Origin of the sequence: Saccharopolyspora antibiotica (assembly GCF_047200635.1) — a bacterium.
Lineage (GTDB): Bacteria > Actinomycetota > Actinomycetes > Mycobacteriales > Pseudonocardiaceae > Saccharopolyspora_C.
Map to the genome: position 1 here is coordinate 14019 of NZ_JBJZOI010000003.1, position 25167 is coordinate 39185.

The following is a 25167-nucleotide window of genomic DNA, read 5'->3' on the forward strand; positions in this document are numbered from 1 at the left end:
TTGTGAACGCTCCTACTCCGTCTTGTGAGCCGGGGGGTCAGCCCTGGCTGCGGAACACCAACGACGAATGACCGACGCGGATCACGTCCCCGTCCGCCAGCTGCCAAGTCTGCACCGGAGTGCCGTTGACCGTGGTGCCGTTCGTCGAACCGAGATCCGCCAGCATCGCCGACACCCCGTCCCAGGTGATCTCGATGTGCTTGCGGGACACACCGGTGTCGGGGAGCCGGAACTGACCCTCCTGGCCGCGACCGATCACGTTCGAACCGTGCTGCAGCGTGTACGAGCGGTTGGAGCCGTCGTCGAGCTGCAGCATCGCCGTCTGCTGGCGCGCTTCCGGATATCCGCCCGGAGCGCTCGGCGGGTAGGCCCCGCCGGGCTGTCCGAAGCCTTGATCGAAACCCGGCTGCGGCGGCTGAGCATAGCCCTGGTCGTAACCGGGCTGCGGCTGGCCGTATCCCTGGTCGTAGCCGGGCTGCTGGCCGTACCCGGGGTCGTAGCCCTGCGGCTGGCCGTAGCCCTGCGGCTGGTCGTACCCGGGCTGCTGCGGGAAACCGCCCGGAGTGCTCGGCGGGTAGCCACCACCGGGCTGCGGCTGGCCGTAACCCGGCTGCTGGCCGTAACCCTGGTCGTAGCCCTGCGGCTGGCCGTATCCCTGGTCGTAGCCGGGCTGCTGGCCGTACGCCGGCTGCTGCTGCCCGTAGCCCTGGTCGTAACCCGGCTGCGGTGGCGGCGGCTGCTGCCCGTAGCCCGGCTGCTGCTGCCCGTAGCCCTGGTCGTAACCGGGCTGCTGGCCGTAGCCGTAGTTGGGGTCCTGCCCGTACTGACCTTGGCCGTAGCCCTGGTCGTAGCCGTACTGCCCCTGCTGCTGGCCGTACGGATCTCCCTGGGGGTAGTGGCCGGGTGGCTGGCTCATGGGTCGGTCTCCTGCGGTACGAGGTGTTGCCGTCTGCCGGTTGATGTCGGGGTCGACGGACGACTTGATCCGAAACTGTCCCGTGTGCAGCGTCTCAGAGCGCTCCAGGGAGACTACGACGTCACCATATGTGTCCCACCCCTGCTCGGTGAGGTGCTCCTGAACGCAGTCGGTGAGGAGGTCGGTCACCCGGGCCTCATCACCGGAGAGCCGTTCGTGGTCGGACGGGCTCAGGAGCACAACGTAGTGGTTGCACGCCAGCAGGCGGCCCCCCGCGAGTTCGCGCAGCTGGACCTCAGCTTCTCGCTGCAGGTCCTGCGCGACCTCTTGCGGAACCACCTTCCCGCCGAAAACGCGCGCGAAGCCATTGCCGACCATGCCTTCGAGCTTGCGCTCGAAGCGCTGCACGAGGCCCACGACAATCCCCTCCACGCGTACGACTCCGGTGCCACATCGTATCTGGGGCAACGTCGCGGTACACCGACCAGTTCCCAACTCGTCCCACCCCCCGCCGCGGCGGCCTCCGGACGGGTGCTAATCTTTGCCAGCCAGCACGACGGGGGCCGAAACACCAGCCAGGTGGAACGGGACCCGGGTGCTACCGGCCGAAGCGGGCAAGATAGACTTCGACCGAAGCCACGGGCGAGTGGCGGAATGGCAGACGCGCACGGTTCAGGTCCGTGTGTCCGTAAGGACGTGAGGGTTCAACTCCCTCCTCGCCCACTCCCGAAGGGCCCCACCGGAATCCGGTGGGGCCCTTCGCTCGTTCATGGGCGCTCCCGCGTCGTGGCCGGGCGGGTTCGCCCAGAGCGAAGTCCGTCGGCCCGGGCGCGCCGCGCGGACGTGAGCGGGGACTCGGGGCGAGTTCGGCCGAACGGCGGCGCACGGCTGCGCCGAACACCGGTTCGCGCCGGGGACGGGGGAGGTGTGGTGTTGCTGACAGCGGCCGAGGTGGAGGCCTTCGCGCGGCAGGCGCACGCCGGTCAGGTGGACAAAGCGGGCAGGCCCTACGCCGAGCACCTGGCGGCGGTCGCGGCCGGGGTGGCCGCGCGCGGCGGGGACGAGGACCAGGTCGTCGCGGCCTGGTTGCACGACGCGGTCGAGGACGAGGCCGTCCCGGCGGGCTGGCTGGACACCGCGGCGATCTCCGAGCGCAGCAGGCTGATCGTGCTGGCGCTGACCAAGCGCGCGGGGGAGACCGCGGAGGACTACGCGGCCCGGGTGCTGGCGACCCCGGGCGCCAGGCTGGTCAAGGAGGCGGACCTGGCGCACAATGCGGATCCCGCCCGGCTCGCGGAGCTCGACGAGCCCACCGCGCGCCGCCTCACCGCCAAGTACGCCGCGATGCGCGAGCTCCTGGGCCTCGACCGCTGACCGCCCGTCCGGGCACCGGTCCTCGCCGGGACCGCGGCGGGCCGCCGGCGGCCCCCTCGCCGCCGGATCTCCGCTCAGCGGCGGCGCCGCTGACAACGCGGATCACGCGCGGGAGAACGGATTCCCGGACCGGCCCGTGCGCCCTCACGCGTTCCAGGTGACTTCGCAGGGCTGGTGGGGGCGGACCGACTCGGCGCAGTCGAGGCAGCGGTCGCTGATCGCGTTCACGGCCGCGTCCCGGCCGGCGAAGGGCACCTTGATCCAGCGGCGGCACACGGTGGGCAGCAGCTGCCCGCCCGGGAAGGTGCCCGGCGCGAACTCCACCGCGTGCCGCACCTTGGCCCCCGGCCCGACCAGCCAGTACACCGTCTCCCGCATGTTGACTCCCCCGATCGGCGGTGCGAGAACGCTATCCGCGATCAGGTGCGGACCAGTAGATATCGGTGGAGTGAACCGGCCGGTCTCGGATAGTGACCGCCCGCGTGAGCCGATGCCCGCCGGGGAACCCGAGCCGTGCGACGACGAAGGGAGCGCCCGTGTCCGGCTGGGAGGAACTGGGGCTGAACTGGACCGAGGACGGCGACCCGGCGGCACCGGTGCTGGTGCTGTCCAACGCCCTCGGCGGGAACTTGGAGATGTGGGCGCCGCAGCTGCCGGTGCTCGTCGAGCGGTGCCGGGTGCTGCGCTACGACCAGCGCGGGCACGGCGGCTCCCCGGTGCTCCCGGGCCCGTACCTGCTGGAGGACCTGGCCGGCGACGTGCTGGCGCTGCTGGACCACCTGGAGGTGAGCTCGGCCTCGTTCGCCGGTGCCTCGCTGGGCGGGCTGATCGGCCTGTGGCTCGGTGCGCACGTGCCGGAGCGGATCGACTCCCTGGTGGTGTGCGGTTCCTCGGCTCGCCTGGACGACCGGGAGGAGGAGCTGGCCAGGGCGGCCGCGGCCCGGTCGGGCGGGACCAGCGAGCTGGTCGCCTCGACGGTGGAGCGCTGGTTCACGCCGCACTTCCGGGAGCACCGCGCCGAGGAGGTCGCGGACTACGGCGCGATGATCGCGGGCACCGACGACGAGGCCTACGCGCGCTGCTGCGAGGTGCTGGCGCACGCGGACCTGCTCGGGGAGCTGCCCGCGATCACCGCGCCGACGCTGGTGATCTCCGGTGCGGAGGATCCGGTGACCCCGCCGGAGCACGGCGCCCTGATCGCCGAGGGCATCGCCGGCCGCGCCGACTTCGAGGTCGTCGAACGCGCCGCGCACCTGGTCGGCGTGGAGCGGGCGGACGTCGTCAACGACCTCCTCGCCGGCCACCTCCCCGCGGGCTGATCGACGCGCCGCCGGCCCGGGCCCGGGGCTCGCCGGACGAAGGGGGCGCGTTCCGGCCGCTCGCCGGGCACCGGGCGCGGGGTGATCCCGGCCGGTCCGGCCGGGGCCGTCGATCACCCGACGATCACGGGCCTTGGCCGGGCGGCGGGACTGTGCTGGGCTGGGCGTGCGCGGCGGGCGGCGCGGGGCCGTCGGACGGGCAGCTGCCGGGAGGACACGATGGCGGGCAACAGCCGGGACACCGGGCGTTCGGTGACGGGCAGGGCGTTGAGCGTGCTCACCGCGTTCGACGGCGAGCACACCAGGCTCACGCTGACGTCGATCGCCCGGCGCTCCGCGATCCCGCTCGCGACCGCGCACCGGCTGGTGGGGGAGCTGGAGGCGTGGGGGGCGCTGGAGCGCGACGACGACGGCCGCTACGCGATCGGGCTGCGGTTGTGGGAGATCGGGATGCTCACCCCGGTGCGCGCGGTGCTGCGCGAGGCGGCGTTGCCGCACATGCAGGAGCTGTGCGAGAGCACCCGGGAGAACGTGCACCTCGCGGTCCGCGACCGGTGGGAGGCGGTGTTCGTGGAGAAGTTGTCCCTCCCCCGATCGGTCTCGATCGTTTCCCGGACGGGTGGGCGATTACCGCTGCACCCCACCGGCGTGGGCCGGGTGCTGCTCGCGCACGCCCCCACGCGGGTCGTGCGGGAGTACTGCGAGCGCGGGCTGGCCAGGTACACCCCCTACACGATCACCGAACCCGGCCGCCTGGCGCGCGAGCTGCGGGCGGTGCGCAGCCGGGGGTTCGCGCGAACGTCCGAAGAGATGACACTGGGTAACTGCTCGGTGGCCGTGCCGGTGCGGGACGGGACCGGATCGGTCGTCGCCGCGCTGGGAGTCGTCGCGCGCAGCGTTCGGGTCGAGCACTCGAAGCTGGTCAAGCCGCTCCTCCCCGCGGCCGAAGCGATCGGCAGGCGACTCGCCGAACACGATCTGGCCAGGTCGGACGCGGGATGAGCCGCGTTCGCCGAACGCGGAACCATCCCCTTCTGAGCGTCACCTGATTGGCCGCACCGCCGGGCTGAAGTCGTCCAACCGCTCACCGACCGGTCACCGACCGCTCGCCGCCGCCGGTCGCAGGACCACCGCGTCACCGCAGAGGAATCCGCGCGGACCTGTTTTAGTCGGACTGCCTGGGAAGAACGAATGCCGGGCGAGTGATCGCTTGTTGTTGCAGCCAGTGCATCGAGGGAGGCGGGGAGCCGTGACCGGAATGCCGGGACGTGCCACGGTCGACGACGAGGTCCGGAAGAGCTCTGCCCACGCACGATCTCCGGTCGGTTTACCGGCCTCCGTCGGCAGGCTCACCGCGTTGGCGGCCGATGCCCTCGCCTGGTCGGGAACGGTGCTGCCACCCGTGAAGATGCTCGGCAGGCACGTGGTGCCCGTCGCCGAGCTCGTCCCGGACGCGCACGCGGAGCGGCTGTGCTTCGGCAGCGAGCCGGTGCTCGACCGCGCGGAGATATCCACCTGGGTCTGGCCCGAGATGGACGGCCGGGTGCCGCCGCCGAGCGCCCACCTCGTCGGGATGCTCGCGCCCGCGCGGCACTGGCGGACCGCGCTCACCGCGGCCGTGCCGTTCGCCCGCTTCACCAGCACCGCGATCATCGTGCCGAAGAGCGTCACCGACGCGAAGGACTTCATGTCCACCTGCCTGATCCGGGCGCGCCAGTTCGGCGTCGCGGTGCTCAGCGCGGAGGCCGACGACGTCGAGGTGGAGCTGCCCGGGCGGTCCTTCGCGGACGCCCCGCCGATCGAGCACACCGAGGTCTCCCGCTGGGTGAACGAGGTCGTGTACCAGCAGCTGCTGGCCGCCGAGGCGCCTGCGCCCTCCCGGAGCTGAGCCGAGGAGCGGGCACCGCGCCTAGGGTGGGGCTCATGCGAGTCGTGGTAGCCGGAGGACATGGGAAGATCGCGCGCCACTTCGGGCGGTTGCTGGCCGAGCGCGGGGACGTCGCGGCGGGGCTGGTCCGCGATCCCGGCCACGCCGAGGACCTGCGCGCGGATGGCGCCGAGCCGGTGGTGCTGGACCTGGAATCGGCGGACGTCGACGCGGTGGCCGCCGCGCTGTCCGGCGCCGATGCCGCGGTCTTCGCCGCGGGCGCCGGGCCGGGCAGCGGGGTGGCGCGCAAGGACAGCGTGGACCGCGCCGGTTCCGTGCTGCTGGCGCGGGCCGCGCAGCAGGCGGGCGTGCGGCGGTTCCTCCAGGTCAGCTCGATGGGCCTGGACGCGCCGAACCCGCCGGAGGTGGGCGAGGTGTTCGGCGCGTACCTGGACGCCAAGCGCGCCGCCGAGGAGGACCTCCGGGGCCGGGACCTGGACTGGACGATCCTCCGCCCGGGCGTCCTCACCGACGAGGCGCCCACCGGCCGGGTCGAGCTGGCCGAGCGGACCCGGCGGGACGAGGTCACCCGCGCTGACGTGGCGGCGGTGCTGGTGGCGCTGCTCGACGAGCCGCGCTCCGCGCACCGCACCCTCACCCTGATCAACGGCCCGACGCCGGTCGCCGAGGCCGTCCGCGCGGCCGTCGCCTGAGGATCGCCGCCCGGTCCCGGCGCGGGCGGGTTCGCGACGCGGGGGCGTCATCCCAGGACCCTGGCCAGGTAGGGGTTGTCGAACAGCCCCTCCGGGTCCAGTTCCGCCCGCAGGGCGCGGAAGTCGTCGAACCGCGGGTAGCGCTCGCGGAGCCGGTCGGCGGTGAGCCGGTGCATCTTGCCCCAGTGCGGACGGCCGCCGACCGCGTCCGCGATCGAGGAGAAGGCGTCGAACCAGGACCGGTGCGGCATCCCGGTGAACTGGTGCACCGCGATGTAGGCGGTTCGCCGCCGGTGCGCGGTGGACAGCCAGATGTCGTCGGCCGCCGCGACCCGCACCTCCACCGGGAACATCACCGGGTGGTCCAGCGTCGCGGCGGCCGCGCGCAGCTCGCCCAGCGCGGCGGGCAGCTCGGCGAGCGGGATCGCGTACTCGGACTCCAGGAACCGGACCCGCCGCCGGGTGACGAAAACCCGGTGCGCCCGGTCGCTGTAGTGCCGGGAGGACCAGGTCGCCGCGCAGAACCGGTTGAGCGGCCGCACCATCCGGGGGCTGGCCCGGCCGAGGCGGCAGAGCGCGCCGAAGGCCCGGTTCTCCACCACCTCGTACTCGAAGAACTCCCGCGCCCGGCTCAACGGGTGCGGGGCCTCGCCGGCGGGCAGCCGGTTGTTGCGCTTGACCAGGGTCCGGGCGCTGTGCGGGAACCAGTAGAACTCGAAGTGGTGGTTGGCCGCGGCGAGCTCCTCGAACCGGTCCAGCACCTCGTCGAGGGGTTCCGGGCGTTCGTCGGCGACCAGGTGGAACTCGGGCACGCAGCGCAGCGTGACGCGGGTCAGCACCCCCAGCGCGCCCAGGCCGATCCGGGCGGCGTCGAACAGCATCCGGTCCTCGGTCTCCGAGCAGCGGCGGGTGCTGCCGTCGGCGAGCAGCAGCTCCAGGGCGGTGACCTGGGTGGCGAGCCCGCCGAGTTCGGCGCCGGTGCCGTGGGTTCCGGTCGAGATCGCGCCCGCGATCGTCTGCTGGTCGATGTCGCCGAGGTTGGGCAGCGCGAGCCCGAACTCGGCCAGCTCCCGGTTCAGCCGGTGCAGCGGGGTGCCCGCCCGCACCGTGACCAGCGGACCGTCGACCCGCTCGATGCCGGTCCAGCGCGCCAGGTCCAGCGCCAGGGCGCCGTCGTCGGGGGCGCCGACGGCGGTGAACGAGTGCCCGCTGCCGAGCGGCCGGACGGTGCGCCCGCTCCGGGCGGCGGCGCGCAGCAGGGCGGCGGCTTCGGGAACGTCGCGGGGGTGCGCGGTGCTGCCGGGGGAACGGGTGACGGTGCCCGCCCAGTTGGTCCACTCCGGTCGAGGCATGATCACGAACCTCCTGGTCGTGCGCGCCGGCGTCCGGCGGGCGAGCACGGTGGGTGATCGGGTGCTGCTCTCGGTGCGCACGAAAGTAAGTGAATGAGATTCACATAACAACCCCCGGCGGCCTACCGTGGTGGGGTGCCGCACACCCCCGACGCCCCCGACAGCTCCGACGCCGAGCCGACGCCGCAGGCGGGCCCGGCACCGCAGGCAGGCGCGGAGCCCGATCCCGCCGCCGAGCAGGAGCGCCTGGACCGCGCGACCGCGGACCTGGACCCGCCGTTCGCCGTGGTCGACCTCGCCGCCTTCCGGCGCAACGCCGACGACCTGCTCCGCCGCGCCGCGGGCACCCCGATCCGGGTGGCCTCCAAGTCGGTGCGCTGCCGGGATCTGCTCGGCCGGGTGCTGGACGCGCCCGGTTTCCGGGGCGTGATGGCCTACAGCCTCCCCGAGGCGTTGTGGCTGCACCGGGAAGGGCTGGCCGAGGACGTCCTCGTCGCATACCCGACCGTCGACCGGCGGGCGCTGCGCGAGCTCGCCGCCGATCCGGCCGCCGCCGCCGCGATCTCGATCCTGGTCGACTCGGTGGCGCACCTCGACCACGTCGACGCCGTCCTCGGTGCGCAGCGGGCCGCCCCGCTGCGGGTCTGCCTGGAGGTCGACGCCGCCTGGCACCCGCTGCCCGGCGGGATCGCGCACGTCGGACCGCGGCGGTCCCCGGTGCACACCCCGTCCCAGGCCCGCAGGCTCGCCGAGCGCATCGCGGACCGGGACGGGTTCCGGCTGGTCGGAATCATGGCCTACGAGGGGCAGATCGCCGGTCTCGGGGACCAACCGCCCGGCAAGCCGTTGCTGGGCGCGGTGCTGCGCTGGATGCAGCGCCGCTCCGCCGCCGAGCTCGCCGAGCGCCGCGCCGCGGCGGTCGAGCAGGTGCGCGCGGTCGCCGACCTGGAGTTCGTCAACGGCGGCGGCACCGGCAGCATCGAGACCACCGGCGCGGAGGGCGGCGTCACGGAGATCGCCGCCGGGTCCGGGCTCATCGGCCCCACCCTGTTCGACGCCTACCGGGCGTTCCGCCCGCGCCCGGCGGTGCTCTACGCGCTGCCCGTCGTGCGCAGGCCCGGCGGTTCCTTCGCCACCCTGTTCACCGGCGGCTACATCGCCTCCGGCCCGACCGGCCCGAGCCGGGCTCCCGGCCTGCACCTGCCGCGCGGGCTGAAGCTGACCGCCGCCGAGGGCGCGGGCGAGGTGCAGACCCCGGTGACGGGATCGGCCGCGCGGAACCTGCGGCTCGGCGACCGGGTGTGGCTGCGGCACGCCAAGGCGGGCGAGCTCGCCGAGCGGTTCAGCCACTACCACCTGGTCGAGGGCGACCGGGTGGTCGGCACCGTGCCGACCTACCGGGGCGAGGGCGCGTCGTTCGGCTGATCCTCGGGCATCCGGTTGGCCAGGTAGCCCCGGACGAGTTCCTTGGTCTCGGCCACCAGCTGCTCGTCCCCGGCCGCATCGCGCCGGAACGCGAGGTTGAGCACCGCGTCGGCGGCCTCCACCGCCACCGACAGCGGCAGCGCCAGGTCCTCGTCGTCCAGCGGGAACCGCTCGCCGAGCAGCTCGATGAGCTTGTCGGCGATGACGGCGTTGTTGTCCTTGCTCTCGTCCAGCAGCCGCAGGTCCACCACGTCGCCGAAGTGCAGCCTGCTGAACGCGGGGACGTCCCGGTGCATGGTGATGTAGACGTCGATCACCGTGTCCACGGCGTCCCACCAGTGCGCGAGCTCGGCGGTGGCGAAGCGCTCGCCGATGGCGGTCACGAAGCGGTGCAGGTTCCGGCGGGTGAGCTCCTGGACGACGGCCCGCTTGTCGGGGAAGAACTGGTAGAGCGAGCCGACCGCGACGCCCGCGCGCTCGGCGATCAGCGTCGTGGTGACGCCCTCGTAGCCGAGTTCGTCGATGAGCTGGGCGCAGGACTCCAGCATCTTCTCGACGCGCTGGGTGCTGCGCTGCTGGACCGGCTTGCGGCGGAGGGGGGCTGCTTCGGCGGGCAAGACGACTCCTCGATCACTCGTGCGGACCGCCGCGGGCGGAGCGTTGCAGCGGGGTCCTCCTGCGCCCGCCGGGGGACGGTTCCGAATTCCCGGGCCGACCCCGCCGCGCGATGACCCCAGGTCGTTGCACCTGAGATCATCTCGACAGGCGAGATCACTTCCGTCGGTGCCCGGCGTGCGAATCGACGAACCGGTTCCGGGACCGGTGCCGCCGGACCGAACGCCGGACGGGCGCCGCGCCGTTCGGGTGGCGACCCGACGACGGTACGGCGCCTGGGGTCGACCGGCTCCAGTGTCCCGCTCGGCGCGTTCGCGCAGGCAGCGGACATGCCGGGGCCGACGTCCACCGAAGGGGTGCCGCGCGGCACCGGCGTCCCGCTCGGTGGAAGAGGTGGCTTGCTAATCCGGAGAACCACCATAGTGTCCCAGATCACGGACCCGGGGGTGGAGTTACAGCACGAGTGTATGCATTCGGTCACGTTGCCGACGCGGTTAGTCACTATCTAGCGTGAGGCGGATCAATTCGAGTTGTGACGGAAAGGTGATCGTGAGCTACTGCGTCGTCGCGCCTCGTACCCATCGCGTCCGCGATTCCCGCGACCTCGCCCCGAGGCGCGCCACCGAGCCGGACCGGCCGCCGGCCCCCTCCGGCGGGCTCCCGGTTCCCCCCGCTCCGCCCGGCCACCGGGCGAGCCCGGTCCCGGCAGCGCACCTGAACGCCCGGTGACCGCCCGCACGCCGGTGACCCGGCCGACCTCCGCGACCGTCGAACCGCCCGACCGACCCCGGCAGCCCCGACCCTCGCCGGACCTGCGCGGGCCGCTCCCGCTCCAGCAGGCCGACCGGTTCCTCCGCGACGGCGGCTACGAGCTGCGGGTGCGCCGCGACGCCGACGGCTGCCGCCTCGTCGGCGAGGGCGCCGGCCGCGGGGTGCCGCTGGGATCCGAGCCCACCTGGGCCGAGCTGTACCGGGTGCTGGTCCGGCTGCGCCGCAGGCGCCGCCGCCACGATCCGGAGTGGCTGCGCCGGTTCGCGACCTCGCTCGGCGCGGTGCCGCCGCGCGCGGGCGCGGGCGAGCCGCCGCCGGTGGACGACCCGCAGCTGCGGATGCACTGCGCCGCCCTGGAGCCCGCCCGAGGTCAGCACCTCGGCGATGTCGAGCCCGCCCCCAAGCACCCGGAGCACCCCGGTGGCACCGTCGCGGTCCGGCCGGAGGTGCTGCTGGCCCCGGGCCCGGACGGCAGGCCCGACCTGCTGCGGCTGGTGGTCGACAACCGCTTCGAGCACCGGGAGCACGAGCTCGCCCACTTCGCGGAGCACTTCGTGCGCCCGCCGGTGCGCGCGTTCCGGCACGCACTGGAGCAGCGGCGCACCGCGCTGTTCACCGGCAGCGCCCCGCTGCTCGCCTTCGAGCTGTCCACCGAGCTGGAGGCCACCGGCCGGGTCGTCACCACCGGCGCCGTCCGGGATCCCGACGAGCACGAGGTCCGCGCCGCGGCGCGGACCCTGCTCGCGGTGCTCGGCGAGCTCGCCGACGGGTTCCGGCGGATCGGTTATCCGCTGCCGCGCGGTGAAACGGTGCGGGGCGCGCTGGAGCGGGTGCTCGGCCAGGAGCTGCGCCACCTCGACCGGCCCACCGCGCGCCTGCTCGGCCGCACCGAGCTGCGCCCGCACGTGCACTCGGTGCACCCCGACCAGCACGAGATCCTGCGGCACGTGCTCGACACCGTGCAGACGCGGACCCGCCTCCGCCGCTGGGACCCGGAGCTGCCGCCGCCCACCGTGGTGATCGATCTCGACCTGTGCGGGATCGTCCCGCTGCGCCGCACCGTCGAGGCCGCCCGCGCCGTCTCCGGCCCCCGGCCCGGCGCCCCGCACGGCATCCCGGAGCTCGCCGACCCCGACGCGCTGCCGGTGCTGCCGACCTACTCCGAGACGACCTGGCCCGCGTTCCTCGACCGCTGCGGACTGCGCGAGAAGTACCCCGAGGTGGACTGGCAGGAGGTGCACGCCGAGTTCTTCCGCGCGTTCGCCCGGCCCTGGAACCGGTTGCGCACCGACGAGGTCAACGCGGGGCTCGCCCGCTTCGTCTGGGACGTGCGGGACGCGGGTGGGCAGGTCGTGTTCTGCACCGGTCGCCGGGAGCGGGTGCGCGAGCACACCGCCGCCGCGCTCCGGGCGGGTGGCGTGCCGGACGCCCCGCTGCTGTGCACGCCCGACGAGCGCACCCGGCCCATCCCGGAGCACAAGGTGGCGCGGCTGCGGGAGTTCGGCGAGCTCGACGTGGTCGCCGTCTTCGACGACATGCACGCCAACCGGATCGCGCTCACCGCGGCGTACCCCGGCGCGCTGGCGATCGCGGTGGAGGTGCCGGGCCTCGTCGCGGAGCGCGGCCCGGGGGAGCCGGTGCCGGACCGGGCCCCGGCGATCGCGACCTTCGAGACCGAGCCGCGGTTCCGCTCCGGCTCCCGGCAGGGCCTGCTCTCGCACACGCACTCCCTGGAGGAGTTGCAGATCGGCGCGCTGCGGGCGAACCGCTCGGCGCGGCGCTGGGCCGTGCGGCTGAGCCGGGACGCCGCGCTGGAGCTCGTCGAGTCGGTGCTCGCCGACGCCGACCGTGCCGCCGACAGGGCGGCCCGCGCCGCGCGGCAGCGCTTCCGCCTGGACGAGGCGGTGGCCGGGCCCGAACGGCTGGACCGGGTGGTGCACGCGCTGCACCACGTGCTCAGCCGCAAGCAGTTCCTCAAGGGGGCGCGGTCGAACTACCAGGTGGAGCACCTGCGCCGGGACGTGGAGCCGTTCCTGCGCGCGGGCCGACCGATCGACGTCGTGCTGCTCGGTTTCCCGATCAAGCAGTGCCTGAACGGGCTCAAGGCGGACGGACCGCTGCCGGACCTCGCCGAGTTCGGCGGTGTGGCCCGGTTGCGGGAGATGCAGCGCGCGGCCAGCGCGGTGCACCCGCCGGGACTGCGGTTCCGGATCCTCACCGACGGCAGGCACTTCCGCCCCCGGCCGCTGTCGATCACCGGCGCGTACAGCGCGGTGCTGCGGCAGTACGCCGAACTCGCGGGGCTCGGGGAATCGGCCGTCATCGAGGAGGTGGACGCGGTCGCGGCCCGGCGGCTCGACGTGGACCTGCCCGCCGAGCGGGCCGCGCGCGGCGCCCGGCACCGGCGGTTGCTCACCGAGGCGCTGCGCGGGCTCGACGTCGCCGCGGATCCGTTGCGCGCCCTCGACGAGGTGGACCGGCGGGCGGCGGTCGCCGACGAGGCGGTCGCGCCCTCGGTCGGGATGTTCCGCGAGATGCTGATGTCGGTCGTGTACTCCGTCCCGCTCTCCGTGCCGGAGGGCGTGGCCCGCTCCACCTGGTCGCGGGTGGTGTACGCCGACGTCTACGACGTGACCGGCGCGGGGGTTCCGGAGGCGGTGCGCCGCTCCCGGGTCGAGGTGCTGCGTCGCGCCTGGCACACCGTCGTCCGCTACCTGGCGACGATGCGGGTGGACGAGGAGCTGGGCTACGAGGAGCTGCTGTTCCCGAACAAGGTGCGGCTGACGGTGAGCGCCGCCCGGCCGGGCCGCTGCGGGTTCACCTACCTCGGCGGCTCCGGGCTGCTGCCGTGGCAGGGCACCGGCGCGCTGGACCGGCGCGGGCAGCTCGGCGCGGACTTCGCGGTTTCCCTGCAGGACAGGGGATTCGTGCCGGTGTACTCGCCGCTGCTCGGGCCGCGGCAGCCGTGGTTCATGGTTCCCGCCGAGCACACCCGGCCGGGCGCGGACGGCGGGATGCGGCTGGACCCGGACTTCGCGGCCAGCGCCCGGCTGCGCCGGAAGTGACGTCGCGGCGCGGAACGGGAAACCGGACCGGATCGCGGCGGACACGAGAAAGATCCCGGCGCTCATCCGGGGAAACGAGCGCCGGGATCCCTCGTCCACCCCGGCCCCCCTTCGGGGAGAAGGGGACCGGAGTCGTTGGAATCCGCGAACCGGTACCGGTCGGGGGAGGGGAGATCTGCAGCACCGGCCCGCGGAAGTCTGCGCGCGGCGGCGGTCTTCGGGGACTCGCCGCCAGCGCGGCCGCTGTGGAGTTGTGAGGTATGCGGTGGCCGGCGACCACTGCCGTGGTCGGGGGTGCACGGCGATGGTTCGCCGGCCACCGGGGCGGTGTCCCGGTCCGTCCGGTTCGGGGAGGGAGTTGCTGACCCGGAAGGACCGAGGCCGCCGGTCTACGGCACCGGCGCGGCCGGGCGCAGCTCGTGCGCCGGGCGCTGGTGCCGAGCGGGGCGGGGGGCGAGGGCGCCCGCGACCAGGTGCTCGTAGGCGGATCGCCACACGGAGCACGGCGCGCTCTTGGGTCGCCATCGGGAGGAGCACTCGACGCAGTTGCCCCTGTCGTCGGTGTCGTGCGCGGCCAGCAGCGTCCGCCACCCCTCGGTGAGCCGGGGAAGCTCGGAACGCGCCACGGACAGCAGGGACGGGGCGTCCGCGCGGTTCGCCAGCTCGCTCAGCACCTCGAGCCGCTCCCACACCGCGTTGCGCAGCACCTGACCCAGGATCTCGTCCACCGCAACCTCACCGTCACTCTCTCGCCTGCTCAGCGGCCCGCCGCAGTGCCTTGCTCAACTCGCCGACTCCATCGGTCGACAGCACCACGGTGCGGCCGGGCGGTCCGACGAGAACCACCCTGTCCCGGTTGACCAGCACGGTGAGGTAGCGGCGGATGTGCTGCACGTCCAGGCACAGCACGCGCCACCAACGGCGGGGGCCGGTCGACTCCGCCGTCGCCGGTCCGGTCTGGTCGGGCACCGCGACTCGCGCGATGGCCTCCCCGCCGGTCCGGGTTCCGGACTCCTCGATGCCGTCCACTGCCGATCGGGTTCCTCTCCGTGCTCGGTTGCTACCGATGACTAGATTGGAGCCCGTTGATCGCGGGCGGTAGCCGGTAGGCGATGACCGGCTCAACGGCGACGACGAACGGTCGGCGGACTTCACCCCCGCCGATCACCTCTGCCGATACGCACTTCACCGGCTCGTCGAAGTGCCCTTACTCTGCGACCGACGCCCGTGCAGAGTGTGAGGGGGTCCAAATGAACACCATCGGTTCGAACGGTTCACCCGTTACACGCGACGTGTGGGACCGCCCGGAGATGCGGGACGCGCTCGCTGAGCGGAACGTCAGCGAGATCTACAAGCAGCTGCGCCGGTTCGGCGTCTCGCAGCGCCAGATCGCCGCGTCCACGGGGCAGTCGCAGTCCGAGGTGTCGGAGATCCTGAAGGGGCGGCAGGTCATGGCCTATGACGTGCTGGCCCGAATCGCCGACGGTCTCGGGATTCCGAGGGGGTACATGGGCCTCGCCTACGACGGGGCGACGGCAATGAGGGTCGCGAAGACGAACAGCGGCCCCCAGGCTGAGGAGGACGAGTCGGTGAAGCGTCGGAAGTTCCTGTCCCACGCGGCGGCGGTGACCATGGGTGCCGCGGTCTTCGGGACGGAGGAGAGCACTTGGGTGCCGAGCAACGTGCAGACGCCTGCTCCGATGCGCATCGGCATGACCGACGTGCAGCAGATCCAGGCGGCCACGAAGGCCCTGCGCGACCTGGACTACCGCTACGGCGGCGGCACCTGCCGCGACGCCGTGGTCGCCCAGTTGTCCTGGGCCCAGCAGCTGCTCGACGCCAACGCGTCCGACCAGGTCAAGCGCAAGCTGTACGTCTCGTTGGCGGACATGCACAGCCTCGCGGGCTGGACCTCCTTCGACACGGGCCTGCTGGATCCGGCGCGCGGCCACTTCGGCAAGGCGCTGGAGTTCGCCAAGCAGGCCGAGGACGACAGCCTCGTGGCCAGCGTGCTGTACCGCATGGGGCGGGTCTACCTGCACTACCAGGAGCCGAACGAGGCGCTGAAGCTGTTCCAGCTGGGGCAGATCGCCGCGCAGGAGTCCGGTTCCTCGCTGACGGTCGCGGTGCTGTGCGCGAACGAGGCCTGGGCCTACGGGATGCTCAACAAGCCCGACCAGGTGCAGAAGATGGTGGGGCGCACCAAGGACGAGTTCGCCCGGGCGAACGTCGCGGAGGCGCCGGACTGGGTGCGGTTCTTCAACGAGAACGACCTGCACGGCATGATCGGCTCCGCGCACGACGCGCTCGCCGTGTTCGACCCGGACCGCTACGCGCCGCTGGCCGTCGCCGAGACGATCAAGTGCAACGAGGCCTACGGGGCGGACATGCAGCGCACCCACGTCTTCGGGCTGAGCCTGCAGGCCACCAACCACATCCGGGCCGGTGATCTGCAGGAGGGCATCAAGGTGGGGCGCTCGGCGCTCCAGATCGGCGAGAAGGTCAAGTCGGCGCGCGTCTCCGACCGGCTCAAGCCGCTGGAGATCGAGGCCGGGCGGCACCGGATGAACTCCGACGCGCGGGACCTGTCCGAAGAGATCCGACGCTTCCGCGAGGCATGAGCCGCGTGCGCGAGCAGCGTCCCCGTCGTTCCGGTGCGGTGCACCGGCGCGACCGGGCAGGCCCCCGATGACCTCGCGGACCCGCTCCGCGGAGGGCCGCTACACGCGGCCGAAGCTGGCTCTGGCGCTGGCCGAGGTGTGCGCCGCCGCGGGACTGGACTCGCGCGGTGCCCGGCTGGTGCGGTTCGTCAACAACGGGGTCTTCCTGCTGCGGGAGCACCCGGTGATCGTCCGGATCGTGCTGGCGCCCTCGTTCGCGTACCGAGCGGAGAACGTGGTGGAGGCGGGGCGGCTGCTTGCCGAGCACGACGTGCCCGCGGTCCGGCTGCTGCCGGGCGTCCCGCAGCCGGTGCGCACCGGCGGGCACCTGGCGACCTTGTGGGAGGCGGTCCCGGAGGTCGGACCGCCCCCGGACGGCGCTGACCTCGGCCGGTTGTTGCGCCGGGTGCACGAGCTGCCGGTGACCTCGGCGCTGCCGACCTGGCAGCCCATGTCCGACGTGCGCAGGCGGCTGGCCGACGCTGAGGAGCTGGACGCGGGGGACCGCGCGTTCCTGGAGCGGCGCTGCGACGACGTGGAAGGTCGGCTCGCGGCGCTGGACCACCCGCTGCCGCCCTCGGTGGTGCACGGGGACGCGCACCTCGGGAACCTGATCTCCGGGCCGGCCGGGCCGCTGCTGTGCGACCTGGACTCGCTGTGCGTGGGGCCGCCGGAGTGGGACCTGACGCCGATGGCGGTGGGGATGCTCCGGCTGGGCGCGCCGGAGGAGCGGTACCGGCGACTGGCCGAGGTCTACGGCTTCGACGTCACGCGGTGGCCGGGTTTCCAGGTGCTGCGCGACCTGCGGGAGTTGAAGATCACGGTGAGCGTGCTGCCGATCCTGCGCAGCAACCCCGGGGTCCGCGACCAGCTGCGGAGCCGGTTGCGCTCGATGCGCGAGGGTGACGGAACGGCTCAATGGGAGCCGTACAAGTGACCGGTTTATGCGTACGATCGGGCGAAGTCCATCGACGTGCGGGGGCGGCGTCGGTGATTCTTGGTGACGAGCGAGCCCTGTAGTAGTTCCTAAGTGTGAGAGTCTGCGGCACGGGGGGCCCGGATGGACGTGATGACCAGGAACGTCGCGCGGATGCGGCGCAAGCTCACCCGGCGCGGGCGGAAGGCCCTGCACTCGGCGCACGTGCTCGACGAGGTCGTCGACAGCGAGGTCCGGCTCGTCCCGGGACTCGCGGGCGACGCCCGCCGCCGCGCCGTGGACCACCTCGCGGAACTGGTGCTGCTGAGCCAGGCCTACCGGCACTACTCCTACGGCTGGATCAGCCGACGCGAGCTGGAGCGCCGGGGCAAGGGCGCGCTGGGCCGGCTGGAGTCGTTGTCCGCTTCCGGGCTGGAGCAGCTCACCGAGCGCGAGTGACCGCTCGGCGACAGGTCCTCGATTCCGCTCAGCGGAAGATCGCGCCCGGAGCTCGTCCCGGCTGAGCAGGAGCGCGGCATCGCCCGACTCCGATTCGCGGCCCGGCCCGCGCCGCACCGCCGAACGAGGCACGCCCGGGGCGGACCGTCCGGGGACGACCCGCCCGAGGGCGTTGCCCGGGGCGGCTACCCGGCCGACCTGCCGAGCCGGAGCGCCAGCAGCAGGCCGAGCCCGACCAGCACCACCGCACCCGCGATCCACGGCCACACCGGCATCCCGCCGCCGGTCCCCGCCTCGTCCCGATCCGCCGCGGGCGGGGGTGCCGGGGTGCCGGTGCCCGGTGCGGTCAGCTCGAACGTGACCTTGCCGGGCACCGGGTGCCCGTCGTCGGACAGCACTCGGTAACCCACGGTGTAGGTCCCGGCGGGCCCGAGCGGGCGCACCGGCGCGACCACCGAGGTGCCTTCCACCCGGACCTGCCCGTCGGTCCAGTAGCTGCCGTCCGGGCCGACCACGGTGACGGTGTTGTAGCCCTCGCCCGCGCGGACCGGCTGGTCGAAGGTGAGCCGCACCTCCGCCGGTCCCGTCGCGAGCCGGGCGCCCTCGGCGGGATCGCTGCCGACGAGCGTGTTGTGCGCGAGCGCGGGCCCGGCACCGCCGAGCAGCGCGGCCGCGGTGAGCGCGGCGATCGCGAGCAGCCGCTTCACGCCTTCCCCCTCCCGCCGCGGCGGGCCAGCACCAGCGCGCCGGCGCCGATCCCGAGGCCGAGGGCGCCCACGGCCAGCCCGGCGCCGCCGAGCAGCCGGGCGGTGTCGTCCGGTCCCGCTGCCGCCTCCGCGGCGTGCTCCCCGGCCTCGCCGGAGTGGTGGCCGCCCGCGCCGGTGGTGCCGTGGCCGTGGCCGCCTTCGCCGGGGACCAGGGCCAGCACCGGGGCGGGGTGCTCCGGCTCGGACCCGTCCGGCGCCGGGGCCTGGTCCCAGCGCACCACCTCGCCGCTGTCGTAGGACTGCTCGGTCGGCAGCACCAGCTGTTCGGCGTCCGAGGGCAGGGTGCCGAGGGTGGCCTCGAACTCCTGGTACTGGTCCGGCCCGATGGCGGTGCCGGGCCGGGCGGTCCAGGTGATGCTCGTGGCCGCCTCGGTGACCTGCGCGCCCGCGACGTCCACGGGCCGCTCCAGCCGCACCTTCTCGACCTGGGCGGTCCAGCCGGGCAGCGGCCTGGTGCGCACCGAGCTCAGCGGGTGCTCCAGCGGGAGGGTGACGCGCACCCGGACGGTGCTCGCGTCGGGTCGCTCGTTCGGCACCCGGAAGGCGATCCGGGCGTGGCCGCCCTGCTCGGCCTGCTCGGGCTCGGCGCTGACGTGCGCGGCCGCGGTGCCGGTTCCGGCGAGCAGGCCGAATGCGAGCGCGGCGGTGCAGCAGACGGCACCGCGGACTGATCGAGTTGTCGACATGGAGATCAATGGCTTCCTGATCTGCGCGACCGCGAACATCATTTCGCACAGAATTGCGAAATGATGTGCAGCACTGTCGCGGATACGGATGAACAACGATCCGGGTGTCAATTCGGTGTCACCCGGGTGATCGCCCGGGCGGGTCGGGGGGCCGCGCAGCCCGTGGATCCGGCGCTGGATCAGCTGTTCGATCAGGAGCGGGCATTCGGCGGGCAGGCAGACTGGGCCGCTCGTGGTCACTGGCTGTGACGGCTCTGGGGTCTTCCTGCCGAGCGTCAGCCGTAGGGTTGAAACGATTACAAAGAGTGCACCATCGGCTCGATGCAGCAGGAGTGCTATGAGCAGCCCGGCCAGCGCGTGACCCGCGGTCATCCACACCGGGTCCACGGGCAACCCCTGCTGCCCCTCCGTTCCAGAGTGTGAGGCAGCTAGCTGCAGAAACAGGTGAAGGGACACCTGGCCCGCGGCGACTGCCCCTACAATGCTCCACAACCCTCGCCTGCGATCGGCGAGTGCTACCCCGGCTCCTGACAGCAAAGCGGTGATCAAAATGGTGGTTCCGAGTTCAGGTGTGGAACCACCAGTGGCCGCATGTGCTGCTACGGAAAGTGACGACGAGGTGGCGGTCAGGACCAGGCCGCGCCACGCGCGACCGGTACCTCCTGCCAGAGCCGAACGGTTCGCCACGGAGGTCCAGTCTAGATGTCGGTTCGGCCACGCTGAGCGCAGGCGAGCTTGCCTTGATCCGCCGAATGGGTCACGGTTTATGGGGTTGCAGACGGTTGGAAATACCCCCTGCGCTCGCAGATGGTGACAGGTGAATAGGTGTTCCAACCGTCGTGACGTGAAGGTACGGAGAGGAGGGGGCGTCGCGAGTTGTGGGCGCCGTAACCTGTGTCGACTGAAGCAGATCAACGAAAAGAAGGCTCACCGAGCCACGGTGAACTAGCGGGACAACCCGAGTTCATCGGCAAGCCCCGGACCGACTGGGTCGTGTTCGGGGTCACCGCCGCGATCATGTTCCTCCTGGTGGCTTGGGGCACCCTGAGCACCGAGACGCTGAGCGGTTTCGCCAGCGACGCGCTGGACTGGCTGGTCACCAACACCGGCTGGGGCTTCGTGCTCGCCGCCACCGGGTTCGTCGTCTTCGCGCTGTTCCTGGCGTTCAGCCGGTACGGCCGCATCCCGCTCGGCGAGGACGGTGAGGAGCCGGAGTTCAGGACGGTCTCCTGGATCGCCATGATGTTCAGCGCCGGCATGGGCATCGGGCTGATGTTCTACGGCGTCAGCGAGCCGATGTCCCACTTCACCTCGCCCCCGCCGGGCACCGTGGAGGCCGGGTCGGAGGCCGCGGTGGGCACCGCGATGGCGACCTCGCTGTTCCACTGGACCCTGCACCCGTGGGCGATCTACGCGGTGGTCGGTCTCGCGATCGCGTACAGCAGCTTCCGGCGCGGCCGCAAGCAGCTGATCAGCGCCGTGTTCCTGCCGCTGATCGGCAAGCGCAACGCCGAGGGGCCGATCGGCAAGCTGATCGACATCCTGGCGCTGTTCGCCACCCTGTTCGGGTCCGCCGCCTCCCTGGGCGTCGGCACCCTGCAGATCCAGTCGGGCATGCAGGCCGCGGGCTGGATCGGCCAGACCAGCACCGTGGTGCTGGTCGCGATCATCGTCGTGCTCACCGTGTGCTTCATCGCCTCGGCGGTCTCGGGCGTGTCCAAGGGCATCCAGTGGCTGTCGAACATCAACATGGTGCTCGCGGCCCTCCTGGCGGTCTTCGTGTTCGTGGCGGGGCCGACGATCCTGATCCTGAACCTGCTGCCGACCTCGCTGGGCGCCTACATGAGCGACTTCGGCGAGATGGCCTCCCGCTCGGGTGCCACCGGTGGCGACGAGATGCACAGCTGGCTGTCCAGCTGGACGGTCTTCTACTGGGCCTGGTGGATCTCCTGGACGCCCTTCGTGGGCATGTTCATCGCGCGGATCAGCCGCGGCCGCACGATCCGCCAGTTCATCGGCGGCGTGCTGCTGGTGCCCAGCGTGGTGAGCCTCGTCTGGTTCGCCATCTTCGGCGGTGCCGCGATCGACACCGCCAAGGCCGACCCCAGCGTCGTCGACGGTGGCGCCGAGGCGCAGACCTTCGCCGTGCTGGAGCACCTGCCGCTGGCGCTGATCACCTCCGTGCTGGTGATGATCCTGGTCGCGATCTTCTTCGTGTCCGGCGCCGACGCTGCCTCCGTGGTCATGGGCACCCTCTCGCAGGGCGGCTCCATCGAGCCGAGCCGCTGGGTGGTCATCTTCTGGGGTGCCGCCACCGGTGCGGTCGCCGCGATCATGTTGGTGATCGGGGGCGGGGAGGACGATGCCCTGTCCGGCATCCAGAACCTCACGTTCATCGGCGCACTGCCGTTCGCGATCGTGATGGTGCTGCTGTGCGTGGCCCTCACCAAGGACCTGCGCAGCGACCCCATGACCCTTCGCGACGAGAAGGGCGCGGAGGTCCTGGAGCAGGCCGTCATCGCCGGTACCGAGGAGCACGACGGCGAGTTCCAGCTCGTCACGACTCCCGCCGAGGCCGATGAAGACGGCGAGAGCACGACCGCGACTCCGGGAGCGACTTCTTCGTGAGCTTCCTGGATTACGTCGCCTCCCGGTGGCAGCAACTGCTGGTGGACTCCTACCAGCACGCCAGCATGGTGGTGCAGTGCATCGTGCTGGCGACCATCGTCGGCGTCCTCGTCGGGGTTGCGGTCTACCGCAGCCCCGCCGGGGCGGCGGTGGCCACCGCCCTGTCCAGCGCGGTGCTGACCATCCCCTCGTTCGCCCTGTTCGGCCTGCTCATCCCCTTCCTGGGGCTGGGCGTGGCGCCGTCGGTGCTGACGCTGGTGCTGTACGCGCTGCTGCCGATCGTCCGCAACACCATCGTCGGGTTGTCCACGGTGGACCAGCCGATCCTGGACGCCGCCCGCGGCATCGGGATGAACCGGTTCCGCGTGCTGACCAAGATCGAACTCGCCCTCGCGTGGCCCGGCATCCTCGCCGGGATGCGGGTGAGCACCCAGATGCTGATGGGCATCGCGGCCATCGCCGCGTACGCCAAGGGACCCGGACTGGGAAACCTGATCTTCAGCGGCCTGTCCGGCCTCGGCAGCGCCAACGCGCTGAACATGGCGCTCGCCGGCACCGTCGGCGTGATCGTCCTGGCGTTGCTGCTGGACGCGGTGTTCGTGCTGCTCGGGCGCCTGACGACTTCGAGAGGTATTCGTGGCTGAGAACAACGCCCCCGACACCGCCGACCGCGCAGGCGGGCACGGTGTCGAAATCCGCCTGGAGGAGGTCTCCAAGCGGTACCCCGGTCAGAAGCTGGCCGCGGTCGAGTCGGTCAGCATGACGATCCCCGCCGGGGAGACCGTCGTGCTGGTCGGCCCGTCCGGCAGCGGCAAGACGACCACCATGCGCATGATCAACCGGTTAATCGAGCCCACCTCGGGTCAGATCACCATCGGCGGCCAGGACGTGCTGAGCCTGGACCCGGACAAGCTGCGCCGCGAGATCGGCTACTCGATCCAGCAGGCCGGGCTGTTCCCCCACATGACGGTGGGCGAGAACGTGGGCATGGTGCCCGGCCTGGTCGGCTGGACCAAGCAGCGGACCGTGGAGCGGGTCGACGAGATGCTCGACCTCGTCGGCCTGGACCCCGCCGAGTACCGCGGCCGCTACCCGCGCCAGCTCTCCGGCGGGCAGCAGCAGCGGGTGGGCGTGGCCCGGGCGCTGGCCGCCGACCCGCCGGTGCTGCTCATGGACGAGCCGTTCGGCGCGGTGGACCCGATCACCCGCGGCGTGCTGCAGGACGAGCTGATGCGCCTGCAGGCCGACCTCGGCAAGACGATCGTGTTCGTCACGCACGACTTCGACGAGGCCGTCAAGCTCGGCGACCGGATCGCGGTGCTCGGCGAGCGCTCGGTGATCCTGCAGTACGACACGCCCGAGGCGATCCTGGCGAACCCGGCCGACGACACCGTGGCCGGCTTCGTCGGCGCCGGTGCCGCGCTCAAGCAGCTCACGCTGCGCCGGGTCCGCGAGATCGAACTCGGCCAGGTCCCCACCGCCGGGGTGGACGAGCAGCCGAGCGCGCTGCAGGAGCGGCTCGGCACCCGCCGGGGCGCGATCGGACTGGTGCTCGACGGCCGCAAGCGGCCGCTGCGCTGGACCACCGCCCGGGAGGCCGGGGCCGTGTCCTCGCTGTCCCGCGCGGGCCGCGCGGTGGAGGACAGCGTCTCGCCCGCCTCCACCCTGCAGGACGCGCTGGAAGCGATCCTCACCGACGACGACGGCGTCGCCGTGGTCACCGGCTCGCGCGGCGAGTACATCGGGGTCGTCGACATCGACACCGTCATGACGACGATCAAGGACCTGCGCGAGGAGCACGCCGACGACCACGCGGTCGAGCCGGTGGTCTCCGGTGATCCGTCATGAGCGGTTCCTACAGCGCCGCATCGGGTTCCCGTACCGCCGAGCGGCTGCGCCTGTTCGCGCAGCCGCTGGTAGCGCTGGCGCTGGTCGTGATCGTGCTCGGGGTCGCCTTCACGCGCGGTGACGACGTGGTCGTGAGCCGCAACGTCACCCCGTCGACGCTGCTCACGCTCACCTGGCAGCACGTGCTGATGAGCGTGGCCGTGGCGCTGATCGTGGTGCTGGTCGCGGTGCCGCTGGGCATGTTGCTGAGCCGGTCCTGGGCGCGGCGGGTGAGCCCGCTGGTCATCGGACTGGCCAACATGGGCCAGGCGGCGCCCTCGGTCGGGTTGCTGGTGCTGTTCTTCCTGCTCACCAACGGCACCACCGGCTTCTGGATCGCCACGTTGCCGATCGCGGTGTACGCGCTGCTCCCGGTGCTGCGCAACACGCTGGTGGGGCTGCAGCAGGTCGACCCCGCGCTGATCGACGCGGGACGCGGCATCGGCATGTCCGGATTCGCGGTGCTGCTGCGGATCGAACTGCCGCTGGCGGTCCCGTTCATCCTGGCCGGGCTGCGGACCGCGCTCGTGCTGGCGGTCGGCACCGCCACGCTCGCCTGGTTCGTCGGCGCGGGAGGGCTCGGTGAGCTGATCGACACCGGCTACAAGCTGAGCAACTGGACGGTGCTGTCCGTCGGCGCGGTGCTGGCGATGGCGCTCGCGCTGCTCGTCGACTGGGCCGGTGGACTGGCCGAGCGCTACCTGTCGCCGAGGGGGCTTCGATGATGCGAGGAACACCGCTGTCCCGGCGCGGGGCGCTCAAGCTGTTCTCGGCCGCCGCCGCCGGGGCCGCGCTCACCAGCTGCGGGCTCAGCTCGGGCTCGTCGGTCCCGCTGCGGGTGTCGCCGGGCTCGATCCAGCCCGTCCCGGAGCTGGAGGGCGTGCCGCTCACGGTCGGGTCGAAGGACTTCACCGAGCAGATCGTGCTGGCCTACATCGCGGAGTTCGCGCTCTCCGCGGCGGGGGCGGACGTGCGGGACCTGAGCAACATCACCGGTTCCGCCAGCGCCCGCAACGCGCTGAAGAGCGAGCAGATCGACGTGGTGTGGGAGTACACCGGCTCGTCCTGGATCAGCTACAACGGCAAGACCGACCCGATCCCGGACGCGCTCGCCCAGTACGAGGCGGTGCGCGAGCTCGACCTCGAGAAGAACGGGATCACCTGGTTCGCGCTGTCGCTGAACTCGGACAACACCTACGCGCTCGCGCTGAACCGGGAGAACGCGGACCGGCTCGGCGTGAACACGCTGTCCGACCTCAAGCGGCTCGGGCAGGAGAAGCCGGAAGAGCTGACCTTCTGCCTGGAGAGCGAGTTCGTCAGCCGCAACGACGGGATGCCCGGCGTCGCGGAGACCTACGGGTTCCAGGTCGATCCGGGCCGGGTGGAGACGCTGAACACGGGCACCATCTACACGGCCACCTCCACCGGCAGGGCGTGCAACTTCGGCGAGGTGTTCACCACCGACGGCCGGATCCGCGCGCTGGACCTGAAGGTGCTGGAGGACGACAAGAAGTTCTTCCCGCGCTACAACCTGGGCGTCACGGTGCGCACCGAGACGATGGAGCGCTACCCGCAGCTGGAGGGCGTGTTCAAGCCGATCTCGGACCGGCTGAACAACGAGCACCTGCTGGCGCTCAACGCCGGGGTGGACGTCGACGGCCGCGACCCGGCCGACGTCGCCCGGGACTGGATGGTGGAGCAGGGCTTCGTCACCGCGCCCGAGGTCTGATCGGGTACCGCACGAGGA

The 25167-nt window shown here is 72.5% G+C and carries 23 protein-coding genes and 1 tRNA gene; 16 read left to right on the top strand and 8 right to left on the bottom strand.

Annotation, left to right across the window (positions count from 1 at the left end; genetic code table 11):
- Positions 1 to 37: 37 nt before the first annotated feature.
- Positions 38 to 1333 carry an FhaA domain-containing protein gene (locus ACL03H_RS02340; RefSeq protein ID WP_412809578.1) on the bottom strand — a complete coding sequence of 432 codons (1296 nt, stop codon included), beginning with the start codon at positions 1331 to 1333 and terminating at the stop codon, positions 38 to 40.
- Between the two features lie 223 nt (positions 1334 to 1556).
- On the opposite strand from ACL03H_RS02340, the gene ACL03H_RS02345 reads away from it, so the two are divergent.
- Both ACL03H_RS02345 and ACL03H_RS02350 read left to right on the top strand, forming a co-directional pair.
- Positions 1557 to 1639, top strand: a tRNA-Leu gene (locus ACL03H_RS02345).
- A 207-nt stretch (positions 1640 to 1846) separates the two neighbouring features.
- Complete coding sequence (locus ACL03H_RS02350; protein ID WP_412809362.1) at positions 1847 to 2290, top strand: HD domain-containing protein; 444 nt, start codon at positions 1847 to 1849, stop codon at positions 2288 to 2290.
- Positions 2291 to 2434: 144 nt separating this feature from the next.
- Here ACL03H_RS02350 and ACL03H_RS02355 read toward each other — a convergent pair whose 3' ends face one another.
- Positions 2435 to 2668 carry a hypothetical protein gene (locus ACL03H_RS02355; RefSeq protein ID WP_412809363.1) on the bottom strand — a complete coding sequence of 78 codons (234 nt, stop codon included), beginning with the start codon at positions 2666 to 2668 and terminating at the stop codon, positions 2435 to 2437.
- Positions 2669 to 2826: 158 nt separating this feature from the next.
- On the opposite strand from ACL03H_RS02355, the gene pcaD reads away from it, so the two are divergent.
- The 4 genes from pcaD to ACL03H_RS02375 all read left to right on the top strand — a co-directional run bounded on the left by pcaD (position 2827) and on the right by ACL03H_RS02375 (position 6189).
- Entirely contained in the window at positions 2827 to 3609 is a 783-nt protein-coding gene (pcaD, locus tag ACL03H_RS02360) for a 3-oxoadipate enol-lactonase (RefSeq protein WP_412809364.1), read from the top strand.
- 219 nt (positions 3610 to 3828) lie between these two features.
- Positions 3829 to 4611: an IclR family transcriptional regulator gene (locus ACL03H_RS02365; protein WP_412809365.1), complete on the top strand. Its 783-nt coding sequence runs from the start codon at positions 3829 to 3831 to the stop codon at positions 4609 to 4611.
- Positions 4612 to 4966: 355 nt separating this feature from the next.
- Positions 4967 to 5497: a hypothetical protein gene (locus ACL03H_RS02370; RefSeq protein ID WP_412809366.1), complete on the top strand. Its 531-nt coding sequence runs from the start codon at positions 4967 to 4969 to the stop codon at positions 5495 to 5497.
- 35 nt (positions 5498 to 5532) lie between these two features.
- Positions 5533 to 6189 carry an SDR family oxidoreductase gene (locus ACL03H_RS02375; protein WP_412809367.1) on the top strand — a complete coding sequence of 219 codons (657 nt, stop codon included), beginning with the start codon at positions 5533 to 5535 and terminating at the stop codon, positions 6187 to 6189.
- 47 nt (positions 6190 to 6236) lie between these two features.
- On the opposite strand, the gene ACL03H_RS02380 is transcribed toward ACL03H_RS02375, so the two are convergent.
- Entirely contained in the window at positions 6237 to 7541 is a 1305-nt protein-coding gene (locus ACL03H_RS02380; RefSeq protein ID WP_412809368.1) for a D-arabinono-1,4-lactone oxidase, read from the bottom strand.
- A 246-nt stretch (positions 7542 to 7787) separates the two neighbouring features.
- On the opposite strand from ACL03H_RS02380, the gene ACL03H_RS02385 reads away from it, so the two are divergent.
- Positions 7788 to 8966: an amino acid deaminase/aldolase gene (locus tag ACL03H_RS02385; RefSeq protein ID WP_412809579.1), complete on the top strand. Its 1179-nt coding sequence runs from the start codon at positions 7788 to 7790 to the stop codon at positions 8964 to 8966.
- On the opposite strand, the gene ACL03H_RS02390 is transcribed toward ACL03H_RS02385, so the two are convergent.
- On the bottom strand, positions 8936 to 9583 hold the full coding sequence (locus ACL03H_RS02390) for a TetR family transcriptional regulator (RefSeq protein ID WP_412809369.1): 648 nt from the start codon (positions 9581 to 9583) through the stop codon (positions 8936 to 8938). The two genes, ACL03H_RS02385 and ACL03H_RS02390, sit on opposite strands and share 31 nt — an antisense overlap.
- 723 nt (positions 9584 to 10306) lie before the next feature.
- Between ACL03H_RS02390 and ACL03H_RS02395 the strand changes: the two genes are divergently transcribed.
- A complete protein-coding gene (locus tag ACL03H_RS02395; protein ID WP_412809370.1) occupies positions 10307 to 13417 on the top strand; it encodes an L-tyrosine/L-tryptophan isonitrile synthase family protein in 3111 nt (1036 codons plus the stop codon).
- A gap of 389 nt (positions 13418 to 13806) precedes the next feature.
- On the opposite strand, the gene ACL03H_RS02400 is transcribed toward ACL03H_RS02395, so the two are convergent.
- Both ACL03H_RS02400 and ACL03H_RS02405 read right to left on the bottom strand, forming a co-directional pair.
- Complete coding sequence (locus tag ACL03H_RS02400; RefSeq protein WP_412809371.1) at positions 13807 to 14145, bottom strand: hypothetical protein; 339 nt, start codon at positions 14143 to 14145, stop codon at positions 13807 to 13809.
- Between the two features lie 13 nt (positions 14146 to 14158).
- The gene (locus ACL03H_RS02405; protein WP_412809372.1) at positions 14159 to 14446 is read right to left on the bottom strand and encodes a hypothetical protein; all 288 of its coding nucleotides are present in this window, start codon (positions 14444 to 14446) and stop codon (positions 14159 to 14161) included.
- Between the two features lie 221 nt (positions 14447 to 14667).
- On the opposite strand from ACL03H_RS02405, the gene ACL03H_RS02410 reads away from it, so the two are divergent.
- The 3 genes from ACL03H_RS02410 to ACL03H_RS02420 all read left to right on the top strand — a co-directional run bounded on the left by ACL03H_RS02410 (position 14668) and on the right by ACL03H_RS02420 (position 17452).
- Positions 14668 to 16038 (top strand): helix-turn-helix domain-containing protein, encoded by a 1371-nt coding sequence (locus ACL03H_RS02410; protein WP_412809373.1) that lies wholly within the window; start codon positions 14668 to 14670, stop codon positions 16036 to 16038.
- A 67-nt stretch (positions 16039 to 16105) separates the two neighbouring features.
- The gene (locus tag ACL03H_RS02415) at positions 16106 to 17014 is read left to right on the top strand and encodes a phosphotransferase enzyme family protein (RefSeq protein ID WP_412809374.1); all 909 of its coding nucleotides are present in this window, start codon (positions 16106 to 16108) and stop codon (positions 17012 to 17014) included.
- A gap of 132 nt (positions 17015 to 17146) precedes the next feature.
- Positions 17147 to 17452 (top strand): hypothetical protein, encoded by a 306-nt coding sequence (locus ACL03H_RS02420; RefSeq protein WP_412809375.1) that lies wholly within the window; start codon positions 17147 to 17149, stop codon positions 17450 to 17452.
- A 185-nt stretch (positions 17453 to 17637) separates the two neighbouring features.
- Here ACL03H_RS02420 and ACL03H_RS02425 read toward each other — a convergent pair whose 3' ends face one another.
- Positions 17638 to 18159, bottom strand: coding sequence for a copper resistance CopC family protein (locus ACL03H_RS02425; RefSeq protein ID WP_412809376.1), 522 nt, complete (start codon positions 18157 to 18159; stop codon positions 17638 to 17640).
- Positions 18156 to 18905 (bottom strand): YcnI family copper-binding membrane protein, encoded by a 750-nt coding sequence (locus ACL03H_RS02430; RefSeq protein WP_412809377.1) that lies wholly within the window; start codon positions 18903 to 18905, stop codon positions 18156 to 18158. The genes ACL03H_RS02425 and ACL03H_RS02430 overlap by 4 nt, the downstream gene beginning before the upstream one ends.
- Before the next feature lie 1017 nt (positions 18906 to 19922).
- Between ACL03H_RS02430 and ACL03H_RS02435 the strand changes: the two genes are divergently transcribed.
- The 5 genes from ACL03H_RS02435 to ACL03H_RS02455 are packed head-to-tail and all read left to right on the top strand — an operon-like array spanning position 19923 to position 25149.
- Entirely contained in the window at positions 19923 to 21533 is a 1611-nt protein-coding gene (locus tag ACL03H_RS02435; protein WP_412809580.1) for a BCCT family transporter, read from the top strand.
- Complete coding sequence (locus ACL03H_RS02440) at positions 21530 to 22177, top strand: ABC transporter permease (RefSeq protein ID WP_412809378.1); 648 nt, start codon at positions 21530 to 21532, stop codon at positions 22175 to 22177. Before ACL03H_RS02435 ends, ACL03H_RS02440 begins: the two co-directional genes overlap by 4 nt.
- Positions 22170 to 23381 carry an ABC transporter ATP-binding protein gene (locus ACL03H_RS02445; protein ID WP_412809379.1) on the top strand — a complete coding sequence of 404 codons (1212 nt, stop codon included), beginning with the start codon at positions 22170 to 22172 and terminating at the stop codon, positions 23379 to 23381. The genes ACL03H_RS02440 and ACL03H_RS02445 overlap by 8 nt, the downstream gene beginning before the upstream one ends.
- Positions 23378 to 24145, top strand: a complete 768-nt coding sequence (locus ACL03H_RS02450; RefSeq protein WP_412809380.1) for an ABC transporter permease — start codon at positions 23378 to 23380, stop codon at positions 24143 to 24145. Before ACL03H_RS02445 ends, ACL03H_RS02450 begins: the two co-directional genes overlap by 4 nt.
- Complete coding sequence (locus ACL03H_RS02455) at positions 24142 to 25149, top strand: glycine betaine ABC transporter substrate-binding protein (protein WP_412809381.1); 1008 nt, start codon at positions 24142 to 24144, stop codon at positions 25147 to 25149. Before ACL03H_RS02450 ends, ACL03H_RS02455 begins: the two co-directional genes overlap by 4 nt.
- The last annotated feature ends 18 nt before the right edge of the window (positions 25150 to 25167 follow it).

Excerpts from the sequence above, each read along its gene's own strand:
- ACL03H_RS02455 (WP_412809381.1), top strand. The coding sequence starts at position 24,142 with ATGATGCGAGGAACACCGCTGTCCCGGCGCGGGGCGCTCAAGCTGTTC.
- ACL03H_RS02355 (WP_412809363.1), bottom strand. The coding sequence starts at position 2,668 with ATGCGGGAGACGGTGTACTGGCTGGTCGGGCCGGGGGCCAAGGTGCGG.
- ACL03H_RS02450 (WP_412809380.1), top strand. The coding sequence starts at position 23,378 with ATGAGCGGTTCCTACAGCGCCGCATCGGGTTCCCGTACCGCCGAGCGG.
- ACL03H_RS02380 (WP_412809368.1), bottom strand. The coding sequence starts at position 7,541 with ATGCCTCGACCGGAGTGGACCAACTGGGCGGGCACCGTCACCCGTTCC.
- ACL03H_RS02375 (WP_412809367.1), top strand. The coding sequence starts at position 5,533 with ATGCGAGTCGTGGTAGCCGGAGGACATGGGAAGATCGCGCGCCACTTC.
- ACL03H_RS02430 (WP_412809377.1), bottom strand. The coding sequence starts at position 18,905 with ATGTCGACAACTCGATCAGTCCGCGGTGCCGTCTGCTGCACCGCCGCG.
- ACL03H_RS02420 (WP_412809375.1), top strand. The coding sequence starts at position 17,147 with ATGACCAGGAACGTCGCGCGGATGCGGCGCAAGCTCACCCGGCGCGGG.
- ACL03H_RS02435 (WP_412809580.1), top strand. The coding sequence starts at position 19,923 with ATGTTCCTCCTGGTGGCTTGGGGCACCCTGAGCACCGAGACGCTGAGC.
- ACL03H_RS02365 (WP_412809365.1), top strand. The coding sequence starts at position 3,829 with ATGGCGGGCAACAGCCGGGACACCGGGCGTTCGGTGACGGGCAGGGCG.
- ACL03H_RS02415 (WP_412809374.1), top strand. The coding sequence starts at position 16,106 with ATGACCTCGCGGACCCGCTCCGCGGAGGGCCGCTACACGCGGCCGAAG.
- ACL03H_RS02410 (WP_412809373.1), top strand. The coding sequence starts at position 14,668 with ATGAACACCATCGGTTCGAACGGTTCACCCGTTACACGCGACGTGTGG.